We start from the raw sequence: 17387 nt of genomic DNA, 5'->3' as shown, positions 1-17387 counted from the left end.
TTATCCGCGTGCTGCTCCGTGTGCACGGTGCCGCCCAGGCCGTTGAGTATCATCACCGAACGGCTGATCCCGGCCCGACCGAGCTTATCCAGGGCGCTCAGGCTGGACTCGAAAGTCTCGCCCTTGTTGACCCGCGCCAACACCTCGTCGTCGCCGGACTCGCAGCCCACATAGGCCATGCGCAGCCCGGCATCGGCCAGCTCTTTCAGCTCCTCCACCGATTTCTTGCGCAGATTGCGCGGCAGGCAGTAGCTGGAGACCCGCTGCACATCCGGCATATGCGTGCGGATCGCTTGCAGAATGGTCAACAGCCGCCGCGTCGGCAGCACCAAGGCATCGCCGTCGGCGAGAAACACCCGCTGCACTATCATCCGCTCACCCGTGCGGCGAATCTCTTCGAGCACCTGAGCCTCATCGCGGGCGCGGAATTTCTTCTGCTCCTGGTCACACCACCATGATTAAGAAACACTATGGGAAGTTCATTCCCAAGGATGCCGCGCGGATGGCTTCTCGTGTCTCTGAGCAAATGGGTTTTGAGGAGGGCTACAGCGGTCTGTAACGACCTGGGAGCAGCGTTTTTTGCCCCCAAAATGCCCCTTTTTTGCCCCAAGGCGATTTTGAGCATGTCAAAACCAAAGAAAAAGCCCCGTAACTCATTGAATTACGGGGCTTTTTAGTATGGCGGGAAGATAGGGATTTGAACCCTAGGTGCTATCGCTAACACAACGGATTTCGAATCCGTCCCGTTCGGCCACTCCGGCATCTTCCCGTGGCGGCGCGCATGATAGCAGCTGAAGCGCGTTTGGCGAACCCCAGTTGGTAAATTTTTCGCATGCTTTCAGATGCTTGCGATCAAGGGGGAGTCGCAGTGGCGACTGCGCCCCGCACAGCCTACGGACGGCAGCCCATAAAAAGAGGCACCGAAGTGCCTCTCTTATGCCGCAGAACCCGCGCCAGACCGTTTTAGACGGTCAGACGTGTCAGTGCTTCGCGGTATTTGTCGGCGGTTTTCTGCGCGACGTCGGCGGGCACTGTCGGGGCTGGAGCCTGCTTGTTCCAGCCGGTGGACTCCAGCCAGTCACGCACGAACTGCTTGTCGAAGCTCGGCGGGTTCTGCCCTTCGACGTAGCTGTCGGCCGGCCAGAAACGGCTGGAGTCCGGGGTCAGCACTTCGTCCATCAGGGTCAGGGTGCCGTCTTCGTCCAGGCCGAATTCGAACTTGGTGTCGGCGATGATGATGCCGCGGGTGGCCGCGTATTCGACTGCGGCGCTGTACAGGGCGATAGCGGTGTCGCGCACCTTGGCGGCCAACTCGGCACCGATGATGGCTTCGCACTGTTCGAAGGAGATGTTCTCGTCATGGTCGCCCACCGCGGCCTTGGTCGAGGGGGTGAAGATCGGCTGGGCCAGCTTGGAGGCCTCCTGCAGCCCGGCCGGCAGCTGGATGCCGCAGACGGTGCCGCTCTTCTGGTATTCCTTCCAGCCGGAACCGACGATATAGCCACGCACTATGGCCTCAACAGCCACCGGCTTGAGGCGCTTGGCCACCACGGCGCGGCCTTCGACCAGCGGCAGTTCGGCGGCGGACACCACGTCCTCGACCTTATCGCCGGTAAAGTGATTGGGCACCAGGCCGGCCAGCTTGGCGAACCAGAAGTTGGAAATCGCGGTGAGGATCTTGCCCTTCTCCGGGATGGGCTCGTCGAGGATCACATCGAAGGCCGAGAGGCGGTCGGTGGCGACCATCAGCATGCGTTTGTCATCGATTTCGTAGAGGTCGCGGACCTTGCCCGAGTAGATTTTCTTCAGGCTGAGGGTGGTGACTGTGGTCATGTCGGAATTTCCGCCTTTAGTAAACGAAACAGGCGAAACCCACCGGGTTTCGCCTATTGGTATTACAGGTGCTGCAGTGGCCTGCTATCAGCCGAGGTTTTCCTGGATCAGATCAAGCACCTTGCGCGCCACATCGGCAGGCGCGATGGTATTGAGGTCTTTCTCCACCGTGACCTGCACGCTGTCGCCCACGGTGGTCAGGCGCACCTGATAGCGCTCGGCGCGGGCGTCGATCTCTTCCTTGCTCGGCTCGCTGCCGAATACCTTGCCGAAGAAACCTGGTTGCTCTTCCGGCTTCTTCGCCGTCTCGGCCAGGTTGATGTAGTACACGCCCAGGCTGCGGTTGATGTCGTCGATGCGCACATCGGCCATTTCCAGGGAGCGGCCTACGCCCGACCAGGCACGATCGAAGTCGGCACCCAGGCTCAGCACCGGGTTGCCGTTGCCGTCTTCCGTCAGGCTTACGCGGTTGGGGGCGTCGAAATCACGGACTGCCAGCAGGGAGACCGAACCACCCTGTTCGGCGCTACGCGCCAGGCTGACCAGCAATTCATCCAGCAGCGCGCCATCCAGGCTGGAGTTGCTGCTGCGGTTGGTGAAGGCGACATCCTCAGTGCTGCCAGCCGGACGCTCGACACTGACCACGAAGATTTCACTGGTGTTGCGTTGTACGCCCGGCTCGATGCGCACCCGTACGCGGGTTTCGGCATCCGGAGCCACACCGGAAACGCGACTGCTCAAGCGCCGCGCCATGGACGCGGACAGGGCATCGAAACGCTGCCAAGCGGTGCTGAACTCACCGGTCTGCGGACGCTCTTCGCTGATCTGGAAGCCGTTGTCGGCGAAGAACTGCCGGGCCACCGGCCAGACTTCGGCCGGTACCCGCTGGGCCACCAACCAACGCGACTCACCGCTCTTCTGCAGGCTGAACTCGCTGGCGTCAGCCTGAATAGCCAACGCCTGGGGACGCGGCACCTCGAACTCACCTTCAACGGTGCTGTTGGCGACTTGCTGCGGCACCGGCAGCAAGGGGTCGAGGCGCTTGGCCTCGACATTCGACGGCAGTTGCATGGGGGCAGTCTGGCGGGCTTCGAGGTAGTCGCTACCACGATCACGGAAATAGCCATCCTCGCCATACAGCCAGCCGCAACCGCTAGTGCTGGCGATGATCAGAGCCAGGGTAGAGAGTCCGGTGAGTCGCTTCATGCGCAATATTTCCTCAATTAAACCAATACGCCGGACTGGCGCATGGCCTGACGCAGCGGTTCATGACAACGCGGGCTGAGCCAGGTCAATGGCAGACGGATACCGTCGCCCATCAAGCCCATTTCGTGCAGAGCCCTTTTCACCGGAATCGGGTTGGATTCAATTAACAGCGCCTTGTGCACCGGCATCAGGCGATCGTTGATGGCGCGGGCGATGGCGGCTTCGCCACGCATGGCGGCGGCGCACAGGTCACTCATGGCGCGCGGGGCGACGTTGGCGGTCACCGAGATATTGCCCTTGCCGCCCATCAGCATCAGCTCGACGGCGGTGGCGTCATCGCCGGAGTAGACCAGGAAGTCCTTGCTCACCCGGTCCAGCACTTCCTGCGCGCGCTGCAGGTCGCCGGTGGCTTCCTTGATACCGATGATGTTGTCGATCTTCGCCAAACGCTCGACCGTTTCCGGCAGCATGTCGCAGACCGTACGGCCCGGCACGTTGTAGAGAATCTGCGGAATGGCCACCGACTCGGCGATATGCCGGAAGTGCAGGTACAGGCCTTCCTGAGTCGGCTTGTTGTAGTAAGGCGTCACCAGCAGACAGGCATCGGCGCCCACTTCCTGAGCCGCGCGGGTCAGTTCGACCGACTCGCGGGTGGAATTGCCGCCGGTACCGGCGATCACCGGGATACGCCCGGCGACCTGCGCCACCACGCGACGTATCACCTCAACATGTTCACCCACGTCAAGCGTGGCGGACTCACCTGTGGTGCCGACCGCGACGATGGCGTTGGTGCCCTCTTGCAGGTGGAAATCCACCAGTTTGCTCAGGCTGTCCCAATCCAGACCACCTTGCGCATCCATGGGCGTAACCAGTGCCACCATACTGCCCGCAATCATGCAACCGCTCCTGCCGAAAAAAGAGAGCCGTAATGGTACTGGTGCCACCTGCCTTGTACAAGCGAAGTACGGCGGCCGGACACATCCAATCTTTATTGGGCAAACACCGCACATTACTTATTGCCGACGCCTGTGAGCATTCCCCTGGGCGGCGCTTTTCGCTACCCTTCCGGCTTTGATCGGTGCTGTTCCACGGACCGACCGCTTATCGTTTTAGGAAGGCTGCATGTCCACCCCCCCAGTTCGCGAACAATTTCTCGTTATCAGTGCCCTCGGCCCCAACGCCATGGAGCTGACCAACGTGCTCTGTCGTACCAGCCACGAAAACCGTTGCGCCGTGGTCAGCACCCGCCTGAGCCGGCATGGCGAATTCAGCGCTCTGGTGTTGCAGATCTCTGGCAGCTGGGATGCCCTGGCGCGCCTGGAGTCGACCCTGCCGGCCCTGGCCAAGAAACACAGCTTTACGGTCAATGTGATCCGCAGCGCCGCCTCGGAAAACCGCCCGCAGGCCTTGCCCTATGTGGCCTATGTCAGCTCGGCCTATCGCCCGGACATCCTCAATGAGCTGTGCCAGTTCTTTATCGACCACCATGTCGAACTGGAAAACCTCACCTGCGACACCTACCTGGCACCGCAGACCGGCGGCACCATGCTCAACGCCACCCTGACCGTGACCCTGCCGGCAGGCACCCAGATCAGTTGGCTGCGCGATCAGTTCCTCGATTTCGCCGATGCCCTGAACCTGGACGCCCTGATCGAACCCTGGCGCCCACAAAACCCGTAAGAAGTCGCCCACAATCTGCTGCGCGGCGGCAAGATACTGAACAGCTTCGAAGGAGCTTATTATGGCCGTAGCACTCGACACCCCGGTTGCCGATTTCCAGGCCCAGGCCACCAGCGGCCAGCAGGTGCAGTTGTCTGCGCTGCAAGGCCAACATGTGCTGATCTACTTCTACCCGAAGGACAGCACCCCGGGCTGCACCACCGAGGGCCAGGGCTTTCGTGATCAGCACTCGGCCTTCCAAGCGGCGAACACCCGAGTCTTCGGCGTGTCCCGCGACAGCCTGAAATCTCATGAAAACTTCAAGTGCAAACAGGAATTCCCCTTTGAGCTGATCTCGGACAAGGACGAGGCGCTGTGCCAGCTGTTCGAGGTGATCAAGCTGAAAAAGCTCTATGGCAAGGAATACCTGGGCGTCGACCGCAGCACCTTTCTGCTCGACAAGCAGGGCGTGCTGCGCCAGGAGTGGCGCGGAGTCAAAGTACCCGGACATGTGGATGCCGTTTTGGCGGCGGCCCAGGCCCTGAATAAAGCCTGAGCATTGCGCTGATAAAAAAGCCGGTCAAACGACCGGCTTTTTTATGCCTGCCGCCCTACTCCTGCGTCGCCAATTCGCTGCGCGGCCAGGCATCGATCACCGCCTTGAACAGGGTGGCCAGGGGAATGGCGAAGAATACGCCCCAGAAGCCCCACAGACCGCCGAACAGCAACACCGCGCAGATAATCGCCACCGGGTGCAGGTTGACCGCCTCGGAGAACAGCAGCGGCACCAGCACGTTACCGTCCAGTACCTGGATGATGCCGTAGACCAGCATCAGGTAGACGAACTGGTCGCCCAAGCCCCACTGAAACAACGCGATCAGCACCACCGGCAACGTCACCACCACCGCGCCTATATAGGGCACCACCACCGACAAACCGACAAATAGGGCCAGCAACGCTGCATAGTTGAGGCCCAGGGCGATAAAGGCGATATAGGTGACCACGCCGCAGACGATGATCTCTATCACCTTGCCGCGAATATAATTGGCGATTTGCGTGTTCATCTCCTCGGCGACCCGGGTGATCAGGCTGCGCTCGCGCGGCAGATAACCGCGAAACCACTCGGCGATCAGCACTCGATCCTTGAGGAAGAAGAACACCAGAATAGGCACCAGCACCAGATAGATCATGATGCTGAGCAGCATCGGCAGGCTGGAAAGGGAGAAGGAAACCACCCACTGGCCGAACTTGCCGATCTCGCCGCGTACCGTCTCGATCAGTTGCAGCACCTGGGCATCGCTGATCAGGTTCGGATAGCGCTCCGGCAACAGCAGAAACAGCGACTGCCACTCCCCCAACATCCGCGGCAACTCATTGAACAGCGCACTGAGCTGGTTCCACAGCAACGGCAGCAACACCAGCAGGAACAACCCCAGCAAGCTCATAAACAGGGTAAACACCAGCCACACCGCGGCAATCTGCCGCAGGCGCAGGCGCTCGAAGGCATTCACCAGGCCTTGCATCAGAAACGCCAAGATCAGCCCGGTGAGCACCGGCGCCAGCATGCCGCCGAGGGTCAAGATGGCAGCGAAGCCGAGGACCAACAGCACCGCCAACACCACCGCCTGCTCATCCGAGAAGTAGCGGTACAGCCAATTGCGCAGCACCTTAACCATCAGCACTCCTCAGATCCGCAACCATCGGGTCCATCAGCCAGCGGCTGAACTCTAGCGCGAAGCCCGAGGTAGCCTGTCAGGCCTTGCGCAGCCAGTAACGGTAAACCCCATTATCGACCTCTTCACGCAGCAGACTATGCCCCGCCAAGGTGGCAAAGGCACGGAAATCACGCTGCGAGCCCGCATCGGTAGCCTCCACCTTGAGTACCGCGCCACTGGCCAGGCGGTTGAGCTCAAGCTTGGCCTTGAGCAACGGCAAGGGGCAACTCAGGCCGCGGGCATCCACTTGCGCATCGCAGTCTTCGGCCGGCCATTCACTATCAGTCATGTTCTACTCCTGGAAGACATTAAGGATACCCAAGGCCGCACAGCCCTGGCCAGCAGAGCGACCGGGCGGCTACAGTAGCGCCTTTGTTCGACATGAGCTTTGTGCATGAGCCTTCTGCGCCCTACCCTGTTGACGCTCGCCTGCCTGCTGGCAGCCCCTGGCCTGGCCAGTGACCTCCCCTCCCTCGGCGATGCCAGCTCCGCCCTCATCTCGCCCCAGCAAGAGCACCAACTGGGCCGTGCCTGGCTAAGCCTGGTACGCGGCCAGGTCAGCCAACTGTCCGACCCGCAGCTCAAGGACTTTATCGAGACCAGCGTCTACCGCCTGAGCGAAACCAGCGAGCTGCAGGACCGTCGCCTGGAGTTCGTCCTGCTCAACAGCCCGCAGATCAACGCCTTCGCCGCACCGGGCGGGATTGTCGGGGTCAACGGCGGACTGTTTCTCTACGCCCAGACCGAGGCCGAATACGCCTCGGTCATCGCCCACGAACTGGCGCACCTGTCGCAGCGCCACTTCGCCCGCGGCCTGGAAGCCCAGCAGCGCATGCAGATCCCGGTGATGGCCGGCATGCTCGCCGGCATCATCGCCGCCGCCGCCGGCGCAGGCGACCTGGGCATGGCCGCGATAGCCTCGACCCAGGCCGCGGCGATGCAGGAACAACGGCGCTTCTCGCGGCAGAACGAGCAGGAAGCCGACCGCATCGGCCTGGTCAATCTGGAAAAGGCCGGTTTCGACCCACGCGCCATGCCGAGCATGTTCGAGCGCCTGATGCGCCAGTACCGCTACGACCGCAAGCCGCCGGAATTCCTCCTGACCCACCCGGTGTCCGAGTCGCGTATCGCCGACACTCGCAACCGCGCCGAGCAAGCCGACGCCGGCGGTACTACCGACAGCCTGCGCTATCAGCTGATGCGCGCCCGCGTGCAACTGATCTACGAGGAAACCCCGGGCCTGGCGGCCAAGCGCTTTCGCAGCATGCTCGACGAAAGCCCCACGCTGGAAGCCGCACGTTATGGCCTGGCCATCGCGCAGATCAAAAGCAGCCAGCACAAGCAGGCCCGCGAAACCCTGCAGCCCTTACTGCAGGGCGCCCCCAACGATCTGGCATACAACCTGGCGCAGATTGAACTGGATATGGCCGCCAATCGCTTAGGCGAGGCGCAGAGCCGGGTCGAACGCCTACTCGGCCTGTATCCGAGCAACTACCCGATCAACCAGGCACGCATCGACCTGCTGATGAAACAGGGGCGCAATCAGGAGGCCGAGCGCGCCCTGGATGAGCTGCTGAAGGACCGCGGCAAGGATCCCGACGTCTGGTACCAAGTAGCCGAGGTACGCGGCCTGAGCGGCAACACCATCGGCCTGCACCAGGCCCGCGCCGAGTTCTTCGCCCTGGTCGGCGACTACGACCAGGCCATCGAACAACTCGATTTCGCCAAACGCCGCGCCAGCAACAACTTCCAACTGGCTTCGCGGATAGACGCGCGTCAACGCGAACTGCTGGAAGACCAGCGCCTGATCAACCAGATGATGCGCTAGCCAAGAAAAAACCCGGACTATTCCGGGCTTTTTCGTTTAAGCGTTACCGCTGAGTTTGAGCCGCGCCGCCTGGGTAAAGTCGAGCATGCGCTTGAGCGGCTTGATCGCCTTGGGGATCAGCGCCGGATCGACAAAGATCTCATTGCTGCCCTCCCGCAGGCAGTTCAAGGTGCGCTCCAGGGTGTTCATCGCCATCCACGGGCAATGCGCGCAACTGCGACAGGTCGCGCCGTTACCGGCGGTGGGCGCCTCGATAAATTCCTTGTCCGGGCACAGCTGCTGCATCTTGTAGAAGATGCCGCGGTCGGTGGCGACGATAAAGGTCTTGTTCGGCAACTTCTGCGCCGCGGCGATCAGCTGACTGGTGGAGCCCACCGCATCGGCCAGCTCTATCACCGCGGTCGGCGACTCTGGATGCACCAGCACCGCGGCCTCCGGGTACAACGCCTTCATGTCTTGCAGCTGCTTGGCCTTGAACTCCTCGTGGACGATGCAGGCACCGTCCCACAGCAGCATGTCGGCGCCAGTCTTGTTCTGGATATAACGGCCCAGGTGCTGATCCGGCGCCCAGATGATGCTCTCGCCGTTATCCATCAGGTGCTCGACTATCTCCACCGCGCAGCTGGAGGTCACCACCCAGTCGGCCCGCGCCTTCACCGCCGCCGAGGTATTGGCATACACCACCACGGTGCGCTGCGGATGCTGATCGCAGAACGCCGAGAACTCGTCCACCGGGCACCCCAGGTCCAGCGAACAGGTCGCCTCCAGGGTTGGCATCAGCACGCGCTTTTCCGGGTTGAGGATCTTCGCCGTCTCGCCCATAAACTTGACCCCCGCCACCAGCACCGTCTGCGCCGGGTGGGCATTGCCGAAGCGGGCCATTTCCAGGGAGTCGGACACGCAGCCACCGGTTTCCTCGGCCAAGGCCTGCAGCACCGGGTCGCAGTAGTAGTGCGCCACCAGCACAGCGTTCTGCTTTTTCAGCTCGGCGGCAATCTCGCCGCGGTAAAAGGCTTCCTGCTCGGACGTCAGCGGCTTGGGCTGCTTGGCGTCGAGGTGGGCTTGCACCAGAAGGCGTTCGGAAATCTGCGTCATGTCATCAGGCCCTGTGAAGGTCTATCAGTGCTGAATTCGAGTATACCCGCCAGATGGGTGCGAGAGCAGACAGGGCAGGAACGGCGAAGGCGCGACGAGGATGGATAGAGTAAAAAACAGCAGACACAAAAAAACCCGAAAGCCCTTTAATTCGGAGCTTTCAGGCTTTCAGTACCTTCCAAGGAAGGAAATATGGTGGGTCGTGTGGGATTCGAACCTACGACCAATTGGTTAAAAGCCAACTGCTCTACCAACTGAGCTAACGACCCGATGCGAAGCGCATGATACTGATTTAATTCAGGAATTCAACACTTCGGATAAGTTTTTTTAGAAATAACGGGTGGGGTCAACCACCCCAGCCGTGGCAAAGCCCGCCGCGCGCAGGCGGCAGCTGTCGCATTTACCGCAAGCCCGGCCCTGCTCATCGGCCTGGTAGCAGGACACTGTCAGGGCGTAATCCACCCCATGGCGCATGCCGGCCTGAACGATTTCGGCCTTGCTCATATGCTGCAGCGGCGCCTGGATACGGAAGCCCTGCCCTTCGACGCCCGCCTTGGTGGCCAGATTGGCCATGCGTTCAAAGGCTTCGACGAATTCGGGGCGGCAATCCGGGTAACCGGAATAATCCACCGCATTCACGCCGATAAAGATATCCCGCGCCCCCAACACCTCGGCCCAACCCAGGGCCAGGGAGAGGAACACGGTATTGCGCGCCGGCACGTAGGTCACCGGAATGCCTTCGCTCGGGCCTTCCGGCACCTCGATGCTGGCGTCGGTCAGCGCCGAACCGCCGATGCCATTGAGATTGAGGCCGATCACCTTGTGCTCGACCACACCCAACTGCTGCGCGACACGCTCAGCCGCCTGCAACTCGGCGCGATGGCGCTGGCCGTAGTCGAAACTCATGCTGTAGCAGCTGTAGCCCTCGGCTTTGGCCAAGGCCACCACAGTGGCCGAGTCGAGGCCACCGGAAAGAAGAATTACCGCTCTTTTATCGCTCATGTCAGTGTCCCGGCTCGTCATTCCAGAGAATCTTGTGCAGCTGCATTTGCAAGCGTACCGGCAGGTTGTCGGCCACTATCCAGTCCGCCAGGGAGCGCGCATCCAGCTCATGATGGCTGGGCGACATCAGCACCTCGCCGGCGCGCTGGTCCAGTTGGTACTGGATGATTTTGCTCACCGCCCAGTCGTAATCCTCACGGGTGCAGATGACGAACTTGACCTGATCATTGGGCGTCAGCAGCTCGATGTTTTCATAGCGGTTACGCGCCACTTCCGCCGAGCCCGGGGTCTTCAGGTCGAGCACCTTGCTCACCCGCGGATCGACCGCCGACACATCCAGGGAACCGCTGGTCTCCAGCGACACCTCATAGCCGGCGTCGCACAGGCGCTTGAGCAGAGGGATACAGTTGGGTTGCGCCAAGGGCTCGCCACCGGTCACGCAGATATAGCGCGGCTTGTAGCCGGCAACCTGATCGAGGATGGCATCCAGCGACATGATCTCGCCGCCGCTGAAGGCATAGGCGGTGTCGCAGTATTGGCAACGCAAAGGACAGCCGGTCAGGCGAACGAACACAGTCGGCAAGCCGGCGGTGCGCGTCTCGCCCTGCAGCGAGTAGAAAATCTCGGTAATGCGCAGGGTTTCTTGCATATCAGCCACGGGCGTGACAGCTAAACAGGCCGTCCGCCTCCGTTGCGGGAAAAGGGGCGTGGATTGTATACGAAAAAAGTTCTGGGAGAAATTTTTAACGTCGCGCAGCGACGGCCCGAAGGGTGGCTACCACGGATGGCAGGCCATAAAAAATTGCCGGGAGCACTTTTAAACGTCGTGCAGCGACGGCCCCAGGGGGTGGCCGCCAGGGATGGCAGGCCATAAAAAACCCGCGCAAAGCGCGGGTTTCTTGATCCAGGGTTCAGCTTTTATGGCAAGCGCTGTAAATCGCGCTGCGCCAACTGCGCCGCCGAGCTGCCCGGATACTGACTGATGACCTGCTGCAGTATCGCCTTGGCCTTATCGGCATGACCCAAACGCTGCTCGACATCGGCCAGCTTGAACAAGGAGTCCGGCACCTTGGCGTGGCTTGGGTAAGACTGGCTGACCCGGGCAAAGGCCTGACCGGCGCCCTGCAGATCACCTTTGGCCAGGTTCACCTCGCCCAGCCAATACTGGGCATTGCCGGCGTACTGACTGTTGGGGTATTTGCGCAGGAAGGCCGCAAATGCCTGACTGGCCTTGTCGAAGTCCTTGACCTTGATCAAGTCGAAGGCCGCTTCGTAGAACAGCTTTTCCTTCGCCGGATCCGCCGGCTCATTACTGGCCGGTGCTGCTGGCGCCTGCCCCGCAGGCGGGGTCGGCGTACCGCTGGCATTGATAGCGCCAGCGGCTGAAGAATTCTGGTCGACTGCAGCACCTGCCGCTGCACCACCACTCAAACGCTTATCAAGGTCCTGATAACGCTCCAGGCTTTCTTGCTTAAGACGCTGAATCTCGTTCTGTTGCTCTTCGAGCATACCGCGCAGTTGCGCGATCTCTTGCTGCATTTGCTGCAACTGGTTGAACAACTCGCCCTGCGCCGTGACAGGGGCCGCAGCCCCTGCAGCGACGTAGGTGCCAGTCGCACCATAACCAGCAGGCGGATAACTACTGCTGCCGTAACCGGCATTGTTATCCACCACGGGAACCTCAGCCCAGGCCACAAGCGGCAGGCTAAGCGCCAAAACGGTTAGAGCACGACGGCACGTACGCATATCGAATTACTTACGCAGTTCGACGCGACGGTTTTGCGCCCAGGAGGACTCGTCGTTGCCAGTGGCGATAGCACGCTCTTCGCCGTAGGAAACCAGTTCCAGCTGAGCAGGGGAAACGCCCTGCAGTACCAGGTAACGCTGAACGGCCTTGGAGCGACGCTCGCCCAGAGCCATGTTGTACTCACGGGTACCGCGCTCGTCAGCGTGGCCTTCCAGAACTACGCGAGCGCCATTGCCTTGCAGGTCTTTGGCGTGAACGTCCAGAGCGCGCATGGCTTCTGGCTTCAGGTCGGAGCTGTCGTATTCGAAGTAGAAGGTGGTGATAGCGCGCAGAGCAGCTTCTTCGCTCAGAGCACTGTCCGCACCGCTGCCGTTGGCATTGTAGCCAGCGTTAGGATCGGTAGCGCCTTCGCCAGCAGCGTCGCCGCCTTTGGAGGAGCAACCAACTGCTACGGCCAGAGCCAGGCTCAGTGCAGCGAACATACCAAATTTCAGCATTTCCATCATGTAACTCCTAATGAACCCCAGTGTGTTAAGCAGTATTTCAAGCAATAAAGGTGTAGCGCCGCATCAGTTCAGGTAAGGGGACCAAGAAGGCTCTCGAACTTCGCCTTGAGCGGTAGGAAGAGGGAGCCTCACGCGACCATTGGTGGACGCTAATACCAAGACTCCCCGACCCTGCTGGCGGGTCGCGTAGATTACCATGGTGCCGTTGGGCGCAACAGTAGGCGACTCGTCCAGACTGGTGTCGGACAAAATGCGCAAATTGCCGCGCTGCAGGTCTTGTGCCGCGACTTTGAACACGGTGTAACCGTCCTGGCGATGAATCATCACCAGGGTCTTTTCATCGGCGGAGAGTTTCGGGTTGGCGTTGTAGTTGCCGACAAAGGTCACCCGCTCAACCGAACCACTGTTGATATTGGTCTTGTAGATTTGCGGCTTACCGGAGCGATCCGAGGTGAAGTACAGGGTTTGCCCATCCTTGCCCCAGAAGGGTTCGGTATCGATCGAGCCCTGATTGGTCACTCGGCGCATCTGCCGCGAGCCCATATCCATCACGTAGATTTCCGGGTTGCCGTCGCGCGACAGCACGAACGCCAGGCGGTTGCCATCCGGCGACCAAGCCGGCGCGCCGTTCAGGCCTTCGAAGTTGCTGATCTGCTCGCGACGCCCCGTATCGATGTGCTGCACGAAGATACGCGGACGCTTCTGCTCGAACGACACGTAGGCGATACGGCGACCATCGGGGGCAAAGGACGGCGACAGGATCGGCTCGCGCGATTGCAGCAGCGTCACTGCACGGGCGCCGTCATAGTCCGAGCGCTGCAGGGTATAGCGGGTGTTGTTGACCGAGAAGCGTTCGGCCGTGACATACAGCATGCGCGTGGAAAACGCCCCCTTGACCCCGGTGAGTTTTTCAAACGACAGGTCGGCGATATGGTGAGCCATGTCGCGCAACTGATCGACGCCACCACCCACGCTGCCGGTCAGCACCTGCTGCTGGGTCGCCACATTGAACAGGCCGAATTGCACCTGCAGGCGACCGCCGTTGGGCACCACGCTACCCACCAGCACGTATTGCGCACCCAGGGCTTGCCAGTCGCGATAGATCACCTCGCCCGCCTGGGTCGGCAGGCTGATCATATTCTGCCGGGAAATCGGCTCGAACACGCCAGAGTTGCGTAGGTCGTTACCGATAATCTCGGCCATGTCCTCGGGCAGCACACTGCCGCCCTGCCAGCCAAAGGGCACCACGGCGATCGGCGTGGCACGATCAGTACCACTGCTGATCACCAGCGGATCAGCTGCCTGCACCGAGCCGACCAGCATGGTCAGACCGAGCAGAACAACACGCATCAGGGTATTCACAGATCTAAATCCTCCGGTTTGAAGACGGCGCGACGCTGCCGATAAAGGCGGTCGAAGGTCGCGCGATCCAGGTCTTGCATTTCCGCAATGCGCCCGACGTTACGTACCGCCTGAACTGCAGAGCTATCAAACGGCGCATCGCCACTCGAGCGAGTAACACTGGCATTGGTAATGGTGCCATCGGGCAACATTTCGATCAGTACTTCTACGCTCATGCCGTTACGCGCAGATGGCGGTCGACGCCATTGCTCGCTGACCAATTTAACAATCAAATCATCCAGGCTGCCGGCGACTTCATCGCCCACCGTATCAGCCAAGGCCTGCTGACGACCGACATCCTCAGACAGCAACTCGGCCAGGGCCGCCGCTTTCTTATCCTCTACGGCTTTGCGCTGCGCCGTCTCGGCGGCTTTCTTCTTGGCGTCATCCGTGGCCTTTTTCTTCTTGGCCGCCTCGGCTAGCGCTTTTTTCTTCTCTTCGGCCGCCTTTTTCTTGGCGTCCTCGGCGGCTTTCTTCTTCGCGGCTTCGTCTGCGGCCTTTTTCTTGGCAACATCGGCCAACTTTTTCTTCTCGGCGGTTTTCTTGTCGGCCTCAGCCTTCTTCGCCGCTTCCGCCTTCTGAGCCTCTTGGGCTTTCTTTTGTTCCGCCGTCTTGGCCGCTACTTTTTCCTGCTCGGCCTTTTTCTGCTCGAGCTGTTCGGTCTCATAGACAGGCGCGCTGGTTTTCTTTTGCTCACCGGCGATTTTCTGATTGGTCTGGGTGGTGGCCTGGCTTTGCGACTGCAACTTATACAGAGTCGCCTGCACCACGGGCTTGGCCGGCGGCAAATCCGGCGCGAAGGCAAAGCTGACGAACAACATGGCAAACATGATGACGTGCAGCGCCACAGCCCAGACCACAGGCCAGAACAGGCTTTCCGAAGGTGAAGGCTCGCGCTGATACATCAGGGTGCCTCGGTAATCAGCCCGACGTTGCCCACGTCAGCCTGCTGCAGACCACCCATGGCCGCCATCACGGTGCCGTAATCGACGGATTTATCGCCGCGCACGAAGACCTGCACCTGCTTACCCGTGGCGCGGCTCTGACTGATGATCGCGGTGACCGCACGGGTCATTTCTTCCAGGGTCAGCGCCTTGTCCTGCATGGTGTCGACATCAACCTCGGTGCCCATATTCCAGTAGTAGGACTTATCGGCCTTGATCGAAATGGTCAGCACCTGGGCGTTATTGTCCTGCGGCAAGGCTTCACTGCTGACTTTCGGCAGATCGACCTTGACCCCCTGGTTAAGCATCGGCGCGGTCACCATAAAGATCACCAGCAGCACCAACATCACGTCGATGTAGGGCACCACGTTCATCTCGGCGACGGGCTTGCGTCTGTTGCGAATTCTGGCCATGGCTTGAGAAACCTGTATTGAGAATGCCTAAGGCTTAGTCGTCGCTGGTGTGCACTTTGCGGTGCAGGATCGCCTGGAACTCGTCGGCGAAGGTGTAATAACGGCCAATCAGCATCTCGCCACGGGAGGCGAAGCGGTTGTAGGCGATCACCGCCGGAATGGCGGCGAACAGGCCGATAGCGGTGGCGATCAACGCCTCGGCGATACCCGGAGCCACTGTGGCCAGGGTCGCTTGCTGCACCTGGGCCAGGCCGCGGAAGGAGTTCATGATCCCCCATACGGTGCCGAACAGGCCGATATAGGGGCTGGTGGAGCCGACGGTGGCGAGGAACGGCAGGCTCTGCTCGAGCTTTTCTTCCTCACGGGAGATGGCCACGCGCATGGCGCGTGCCACGGCGTCCATCACCGCATCCGGATCGACACCGGACTGCTGGCGCAAACGCGAGAACTCCTTGAAGCCGGCGCGGAAGATCTGCTCCAGACCCGAATCCGGATCGGGGTTGCTGCCGGCCTGACGATACAGCTTGGACAGGTCGATGCCGGACCAGAAGCGTTCCTCGAACATATCCAGGGCGCGCTTGGCGGCACGCAGCAGGGCGGTGCGCTGAAAGATCATGACCCAGGAGGTGACCGACGCGCCCACCAGCGTCAACATCACCAATTGCACCACCAGGCTGGCGTTGCTGATCAAACTCCACATCGACATATGGTCAACGGCGTTGGCTTCCACGCTTACTCTCCTGCTCTAGATGTACCCGCGCCACCCTGCCCGGCAAAGGCCGCACGCAGGGCTTGGGGAATGGCCCGGGGTTTCAAATTGTCGGCGCCCACACAGGCCACCAGAAACTGCCCTTCACAGAGCAGCACATCACCCGCTACCCGCCTGACCTGCTGACGAAAACGCAGGCTGGCACGGTTTAATTCCATCACTTCGGCACTGACCAACAGCTCATCATCCAGCCGCGCCGGCGCGTGGTAGCGCGCCTCGGCCGAATGAACGACAAATAACAGGCCCTCACCCGCCAGCGTCGACTGGGCAAAGCCCAAATCGCGCAGCCGCTCGGTGCGAGCCCGCTCCATAAACTTGAGATAATTGACGTAGTAAACAATGCCGCCAGCATCGGTGTCTTCGTAATAAACCCGACAACGATGAGCGAAAGACTCAACTCCGTTTTGCGCGCGCATACTCTAGTGCCAGCTCCTGATCTTGCCAATTGCTTGGAGCAAGTATTTTTTCTTACTCGTCATCACGTGCAAGCAACTCGGCGGTGGGGTGTTCGCCCATACGCTTGGGCACATTCAAGCCAAAGTGCAGGTAGGCATGCCGGGTCACCACGCGACCACGGGGGGTGCGCATGATATAGCCCTGCTGAATCAAATAGGGCTCCAACACGTCTTCTATGGTGTGACGCTCTTCACTGATGGCGGCAGCCAGGTTATCGACCCCCACCGGGCCGCCGTCGAATTTCTCAATCATGGTCAACAACAGGCGGCGATCCTGGTGATCGAAGCCGCGCTCGTCGACATCCAGCAAGTTCAGCGCCAAGTCGGCAATTTGCCGGGTGATATCGCCCTGCCCGCGCACCTCGGCGTAATCCCGCACGCGGCGCAGCAGGCGGTTGGCGATACGCGGCGTACCGCGGGCGCGCCGGGCGATCTCGAACGCACCGTGGGTTTCGATGGACAAGCCGAGAATCCCCGCCGAGCGCCTGACTATGGTGGCCAGGTCGTCGGTGTTGTAGAACTCCAGGCGCTGCACTATGCCGAAGCGGTCGCGCAACGGATTGGTCAACATGCCGGCGCGGGTGGTGGCGCCGACCAGGGTAAAAGGCGGCAGATCCAGCTTGATCGAACGCGCCGCCGGCCCCTCACCTATCATGATGTCGAGCTGGAAGTCTTCCATCGCCGGGTACAACACTTCCTCGACTATCGGCGACAGACGATGGATTTCATCGATAAACAGCACATCGCCCGGCTCGAGATTGGTCAGCAGCGCAGCCAGGTCACCCGGCCGTTCCAGCACCGGGCCCGAGGTCTG

Annotated in this window: 20 protein-coding genes and 2 tRNA genes; 3 read left to right on the top strand and 19 right to left on the bottom strand. The window is 60.9% G+C overall.

What is annotated here, in order from left to right; translation table 11 throughout:
• The 5 genes from Q8Q83_RS02470 to dapA form a co-directional block, all read right to left on the bottom strand.
• The coding region (locus tag Q8Q83_RS02470) for a radical SAM protein (RefSeq protein WP_305620833.1) at positions 1–404 on the bottom strand (404 nt) is incomplete at its 3' end.
• 275 nt (positions 405–679) lie between these two features.
• A tRNA-Ser gene (locus Q8Q83_RS02465) sits at positions 680–769 on the bottom strand.
• A 194-nt stretch (positions 770–963) separates the two neighbouring features.
• The gene (locus Q8Q83_RS02460) at positions 964–1833 is read right to left on the bottom strand and encodes a phosphoribosylaminoimidazolesuccinocarboxamide synthase (protein ID WP_305620831.1); all 870 of its coding nucleotides are present in this window, start codon (positions 1831–1833) and stop codon (positions 964–966) included.
• Between the two features lie 87 nt (positions 1834–1920).
• Positions 1921–3039, bottom strand: coding sequence for an outer membrane protein assembly factor BamC (bamC, locus tag Q8Q83_RS02455; RefSeq protein WP_305620829.1), 1119 nt, complete (start codon positions 3037–3039; stop codon positions 1921–1923).
• Between the two features lie 17 nt (positions 3040–3056).
• Positions 3057–3935, bottom strand: a complete 879-nt coding sequence (dapA, locus tag Q8Q83_RS02450) for a 4-hydroxy-tetrahydrodipicolinate synthase (RefSeq protein WP_305620827.1) — start codon at positions 3933–3935, stop codon at positions 3057–3059.
• A 226-nt stretch (positions 3936–4161) separates the two neighbouring features.
• Between dapA and Q8Q83_RS02445 the strand changes: the two genes are divergently transcribed.
• Positions 4162–4719, top strand: coding sequence for a glycine cleavage system protein R (locus tag Q8Q83_RS02445; protein ID WP_305620825.1), 558 nt, complete (start codon positions 4162–4164; stop codon positions 4717–4719).
• 61 nt (positions 4720–4780) lie between these two features.
• Entirely contained in the window at positions 4781–5254 is a 474-nt protein-coding gene (locus Q8Q83_RS02440; protein WP_305620823.1) for a peroxiredoxin, read from the top strand.
• Between the two features lie 55 nt (positions 5255–5309).
• On the opposite strand, the gene Q8Q83_RS02435 is transcribed toward Q8Q83_RS02440, so the two are convergent.
• Positions 5310–6374 (bottom strand): AI-2E family transporter, encoded by a 1065-nt coding sequence (locus Q8Q83_RS02435; protein WP_305620821.1) that lies wholly within the window; start codon positions 6372–6374, stop codon positions 5310–5312.
• Between the two features lie 76 nt (positions 6375–6450).
• Positions 6451–6702 (bottom strand): sulfurtransferase TusA family protein, encoded by a 252-nt coding sequence (locus Q8Q83_RS02430; protein ID WP_305620819.1) that lies wholly within the window; start codon positions 6700–6702, stop codon positions 6451–6453.
• A gap of 105 nt (positions 6703–6807) precedes the next feature.
• Here Q8Q83_RS02430 and Q8Q83_RS02425 point away from each other — a divergent pair, with 105 nt between their 5' ends.
• Positions 6808–8241: a M48 family metalloprotease gene (locus Q8Q83_RS02425; protein WP_305620818.1), complete on the top strand. Its 1434-nt coding sequence runs from the start codon at positions 6808–6810 to the stop codon at positions 8239–8241.
• Between the two features lie 36 nt (positions 8242–8277).
• Here the strand turns inward: Q8Q83_RS02425 and nadA are convergent, their stop codons facing one another.
• The 12 genes from nadA to ruvB all read right to left on the bottom strand — a co-directional run.
• Positions 8278–9336 carry a quinolinate synthase NadA gene (gene nadA, locus Q8Q83_RS02420; RefSeq protein WP_305620816.1) on the bottom strand — a complete coding sequence of 353 codons (1059 nt, stop codon included), beginning with the start codon at positions 9334–9336 and terminating at the stop codon, positions 8278–8280.
• A 193-nt stretch (positions 9337–9529) separates the two neighbouring features.
• Positions 9530–9605 (bottom strand) — tRNA-Lys (locus Q8Q83_RS02415).
• Between the two features lie 58 nt (positions 9606–9663).
• Positions 9664–10338, bottom strand: a complete 675-nt coding sequence (gene queC / locus Q8Q83_RS02410; RefSeq protein ID WP_305620815.1) for a 7-cyano-7-deazaguanine synthase QueC — start codon at positions 10336–10338, stop codon at positions 9664–9666.
• Position 10339: 1 nt separating this feature from the next.
• The gene (gene queE, locus Q8Q83_RS02405; RefSeq protein WP_305620834.1) at positions 10340–10987 is read right to left on the bottom strand and encodes a 7-carboxy-7-deazaguanine synthase QueE; all 648 of its coding nucleotides are present in this window, start codon (positions 10985–10987) and stop codon (positions 10340–10342) included.
• Positions 10988–11256: 269 nt separating this feature from the next.
• Complete coding sequence (ybgF, locus tag Q8Q83_RS02400; RefSeq protein ID WP_305620813.1) at positions 11257–12084, bottom strand: tol-pal system protein YbgF; 828 nt, start codon at positions 12082–12084, stop codon at positions 11257–11259.
• Positions 12085–12090: 6 nt separating this feature from the next.
• A complete protein-coding gene (pal, locus tag Q8Q83_RS02395; protein ID WP_305620812.1) occupies positions 12091–12588 on the bottom strand; it encodes a peptidoglycan-associated lipoprotein Pal in 498 nt (165 codons plus the stop codon).
• Positions 12589–12654: 66 nt separating this feature from the next.
• The gene (gene tolB / locus Q8Q83_RS02390; RefSeq protein WP_305620810.1) at positions 12655–13953 is read right to left on the bottom strand and encodes a Tol-Pal system beta propeller repeat protein TolB; all 1299 of its coding nucleotides are present in this window, start codon (positions 13951–13953) and stop codon (positions 12655–12657) included.
• Complete coding sequence (gene tolA, locus Q8Q83_RS02385) at positions 13950–14897, bottom strand: cell envelope integrity protein TolA (RefSeq protein WP_305620808.1); 948 nt, start codon at positions 14895–14897, stop codon at positions 13950–13952. Before tolA ends, tolB begins: the two co-directional genes overlap by 4 nt.
• Positions 14897–15349, bottom strand: coding sequence for a protein TolR (gene tolR, locus Q8Q83_RS02380; protein WP_305620806.1), 453 nt, complete (start codon positions 15347–15349; stop codon positions 14897–14899). The genes tolA and tolR overlap by 1 nt, the downstream gene beginning before the upstream one ends.
• Before the next feature lie 34 nt (positions 15350–15383).
• Complete coding sequence (gene tolQ / locus Q8Q83_RS02375) at positions 15384–16079, bottom strand: protein TolQ (protein WP_305620804.1); 696 nt, start codon at positions 16077–16079, stop codon at positions 15384–15386.
• Positions 16080–16081: 2 nt separating this feature from the next.
• Complete coding sequence (gene ybgC, locus Q8Q83_RS02370) at positions 16082–16534, bottom strand: tol-pal system-associated acyl-CoA thioesterase (RefSeq protein WP_305620802.1); 453 nt, start codon at positions 16532–16534, stop codon at positions 16082–16084.
• 52 nt (positions 16535–16586) lie between these two features.
• Positions 16587–17387 (bottom strand): Holliday junction branch migration DNA helicase RuvB (gene ruvB, locus Q8Q83_RS02365; protein WP_305620800.1); only part of this gene is annotated, 801 nt, incomplete at its 5' end.

This window comes from Pseudomonas sp., assembly GCF_030696055.1.
In the GTDB taxonomy this organism is placed as follows: domain Bacteria; phylum Pseudomonadota; class Gammaproteobacteria; order Pseudomonadales; family Pseudomonadaceae; genus Aquipseudomonas.
This window is presented reverse-complemented; position numbering and strand designations above follow the sequence as displayed.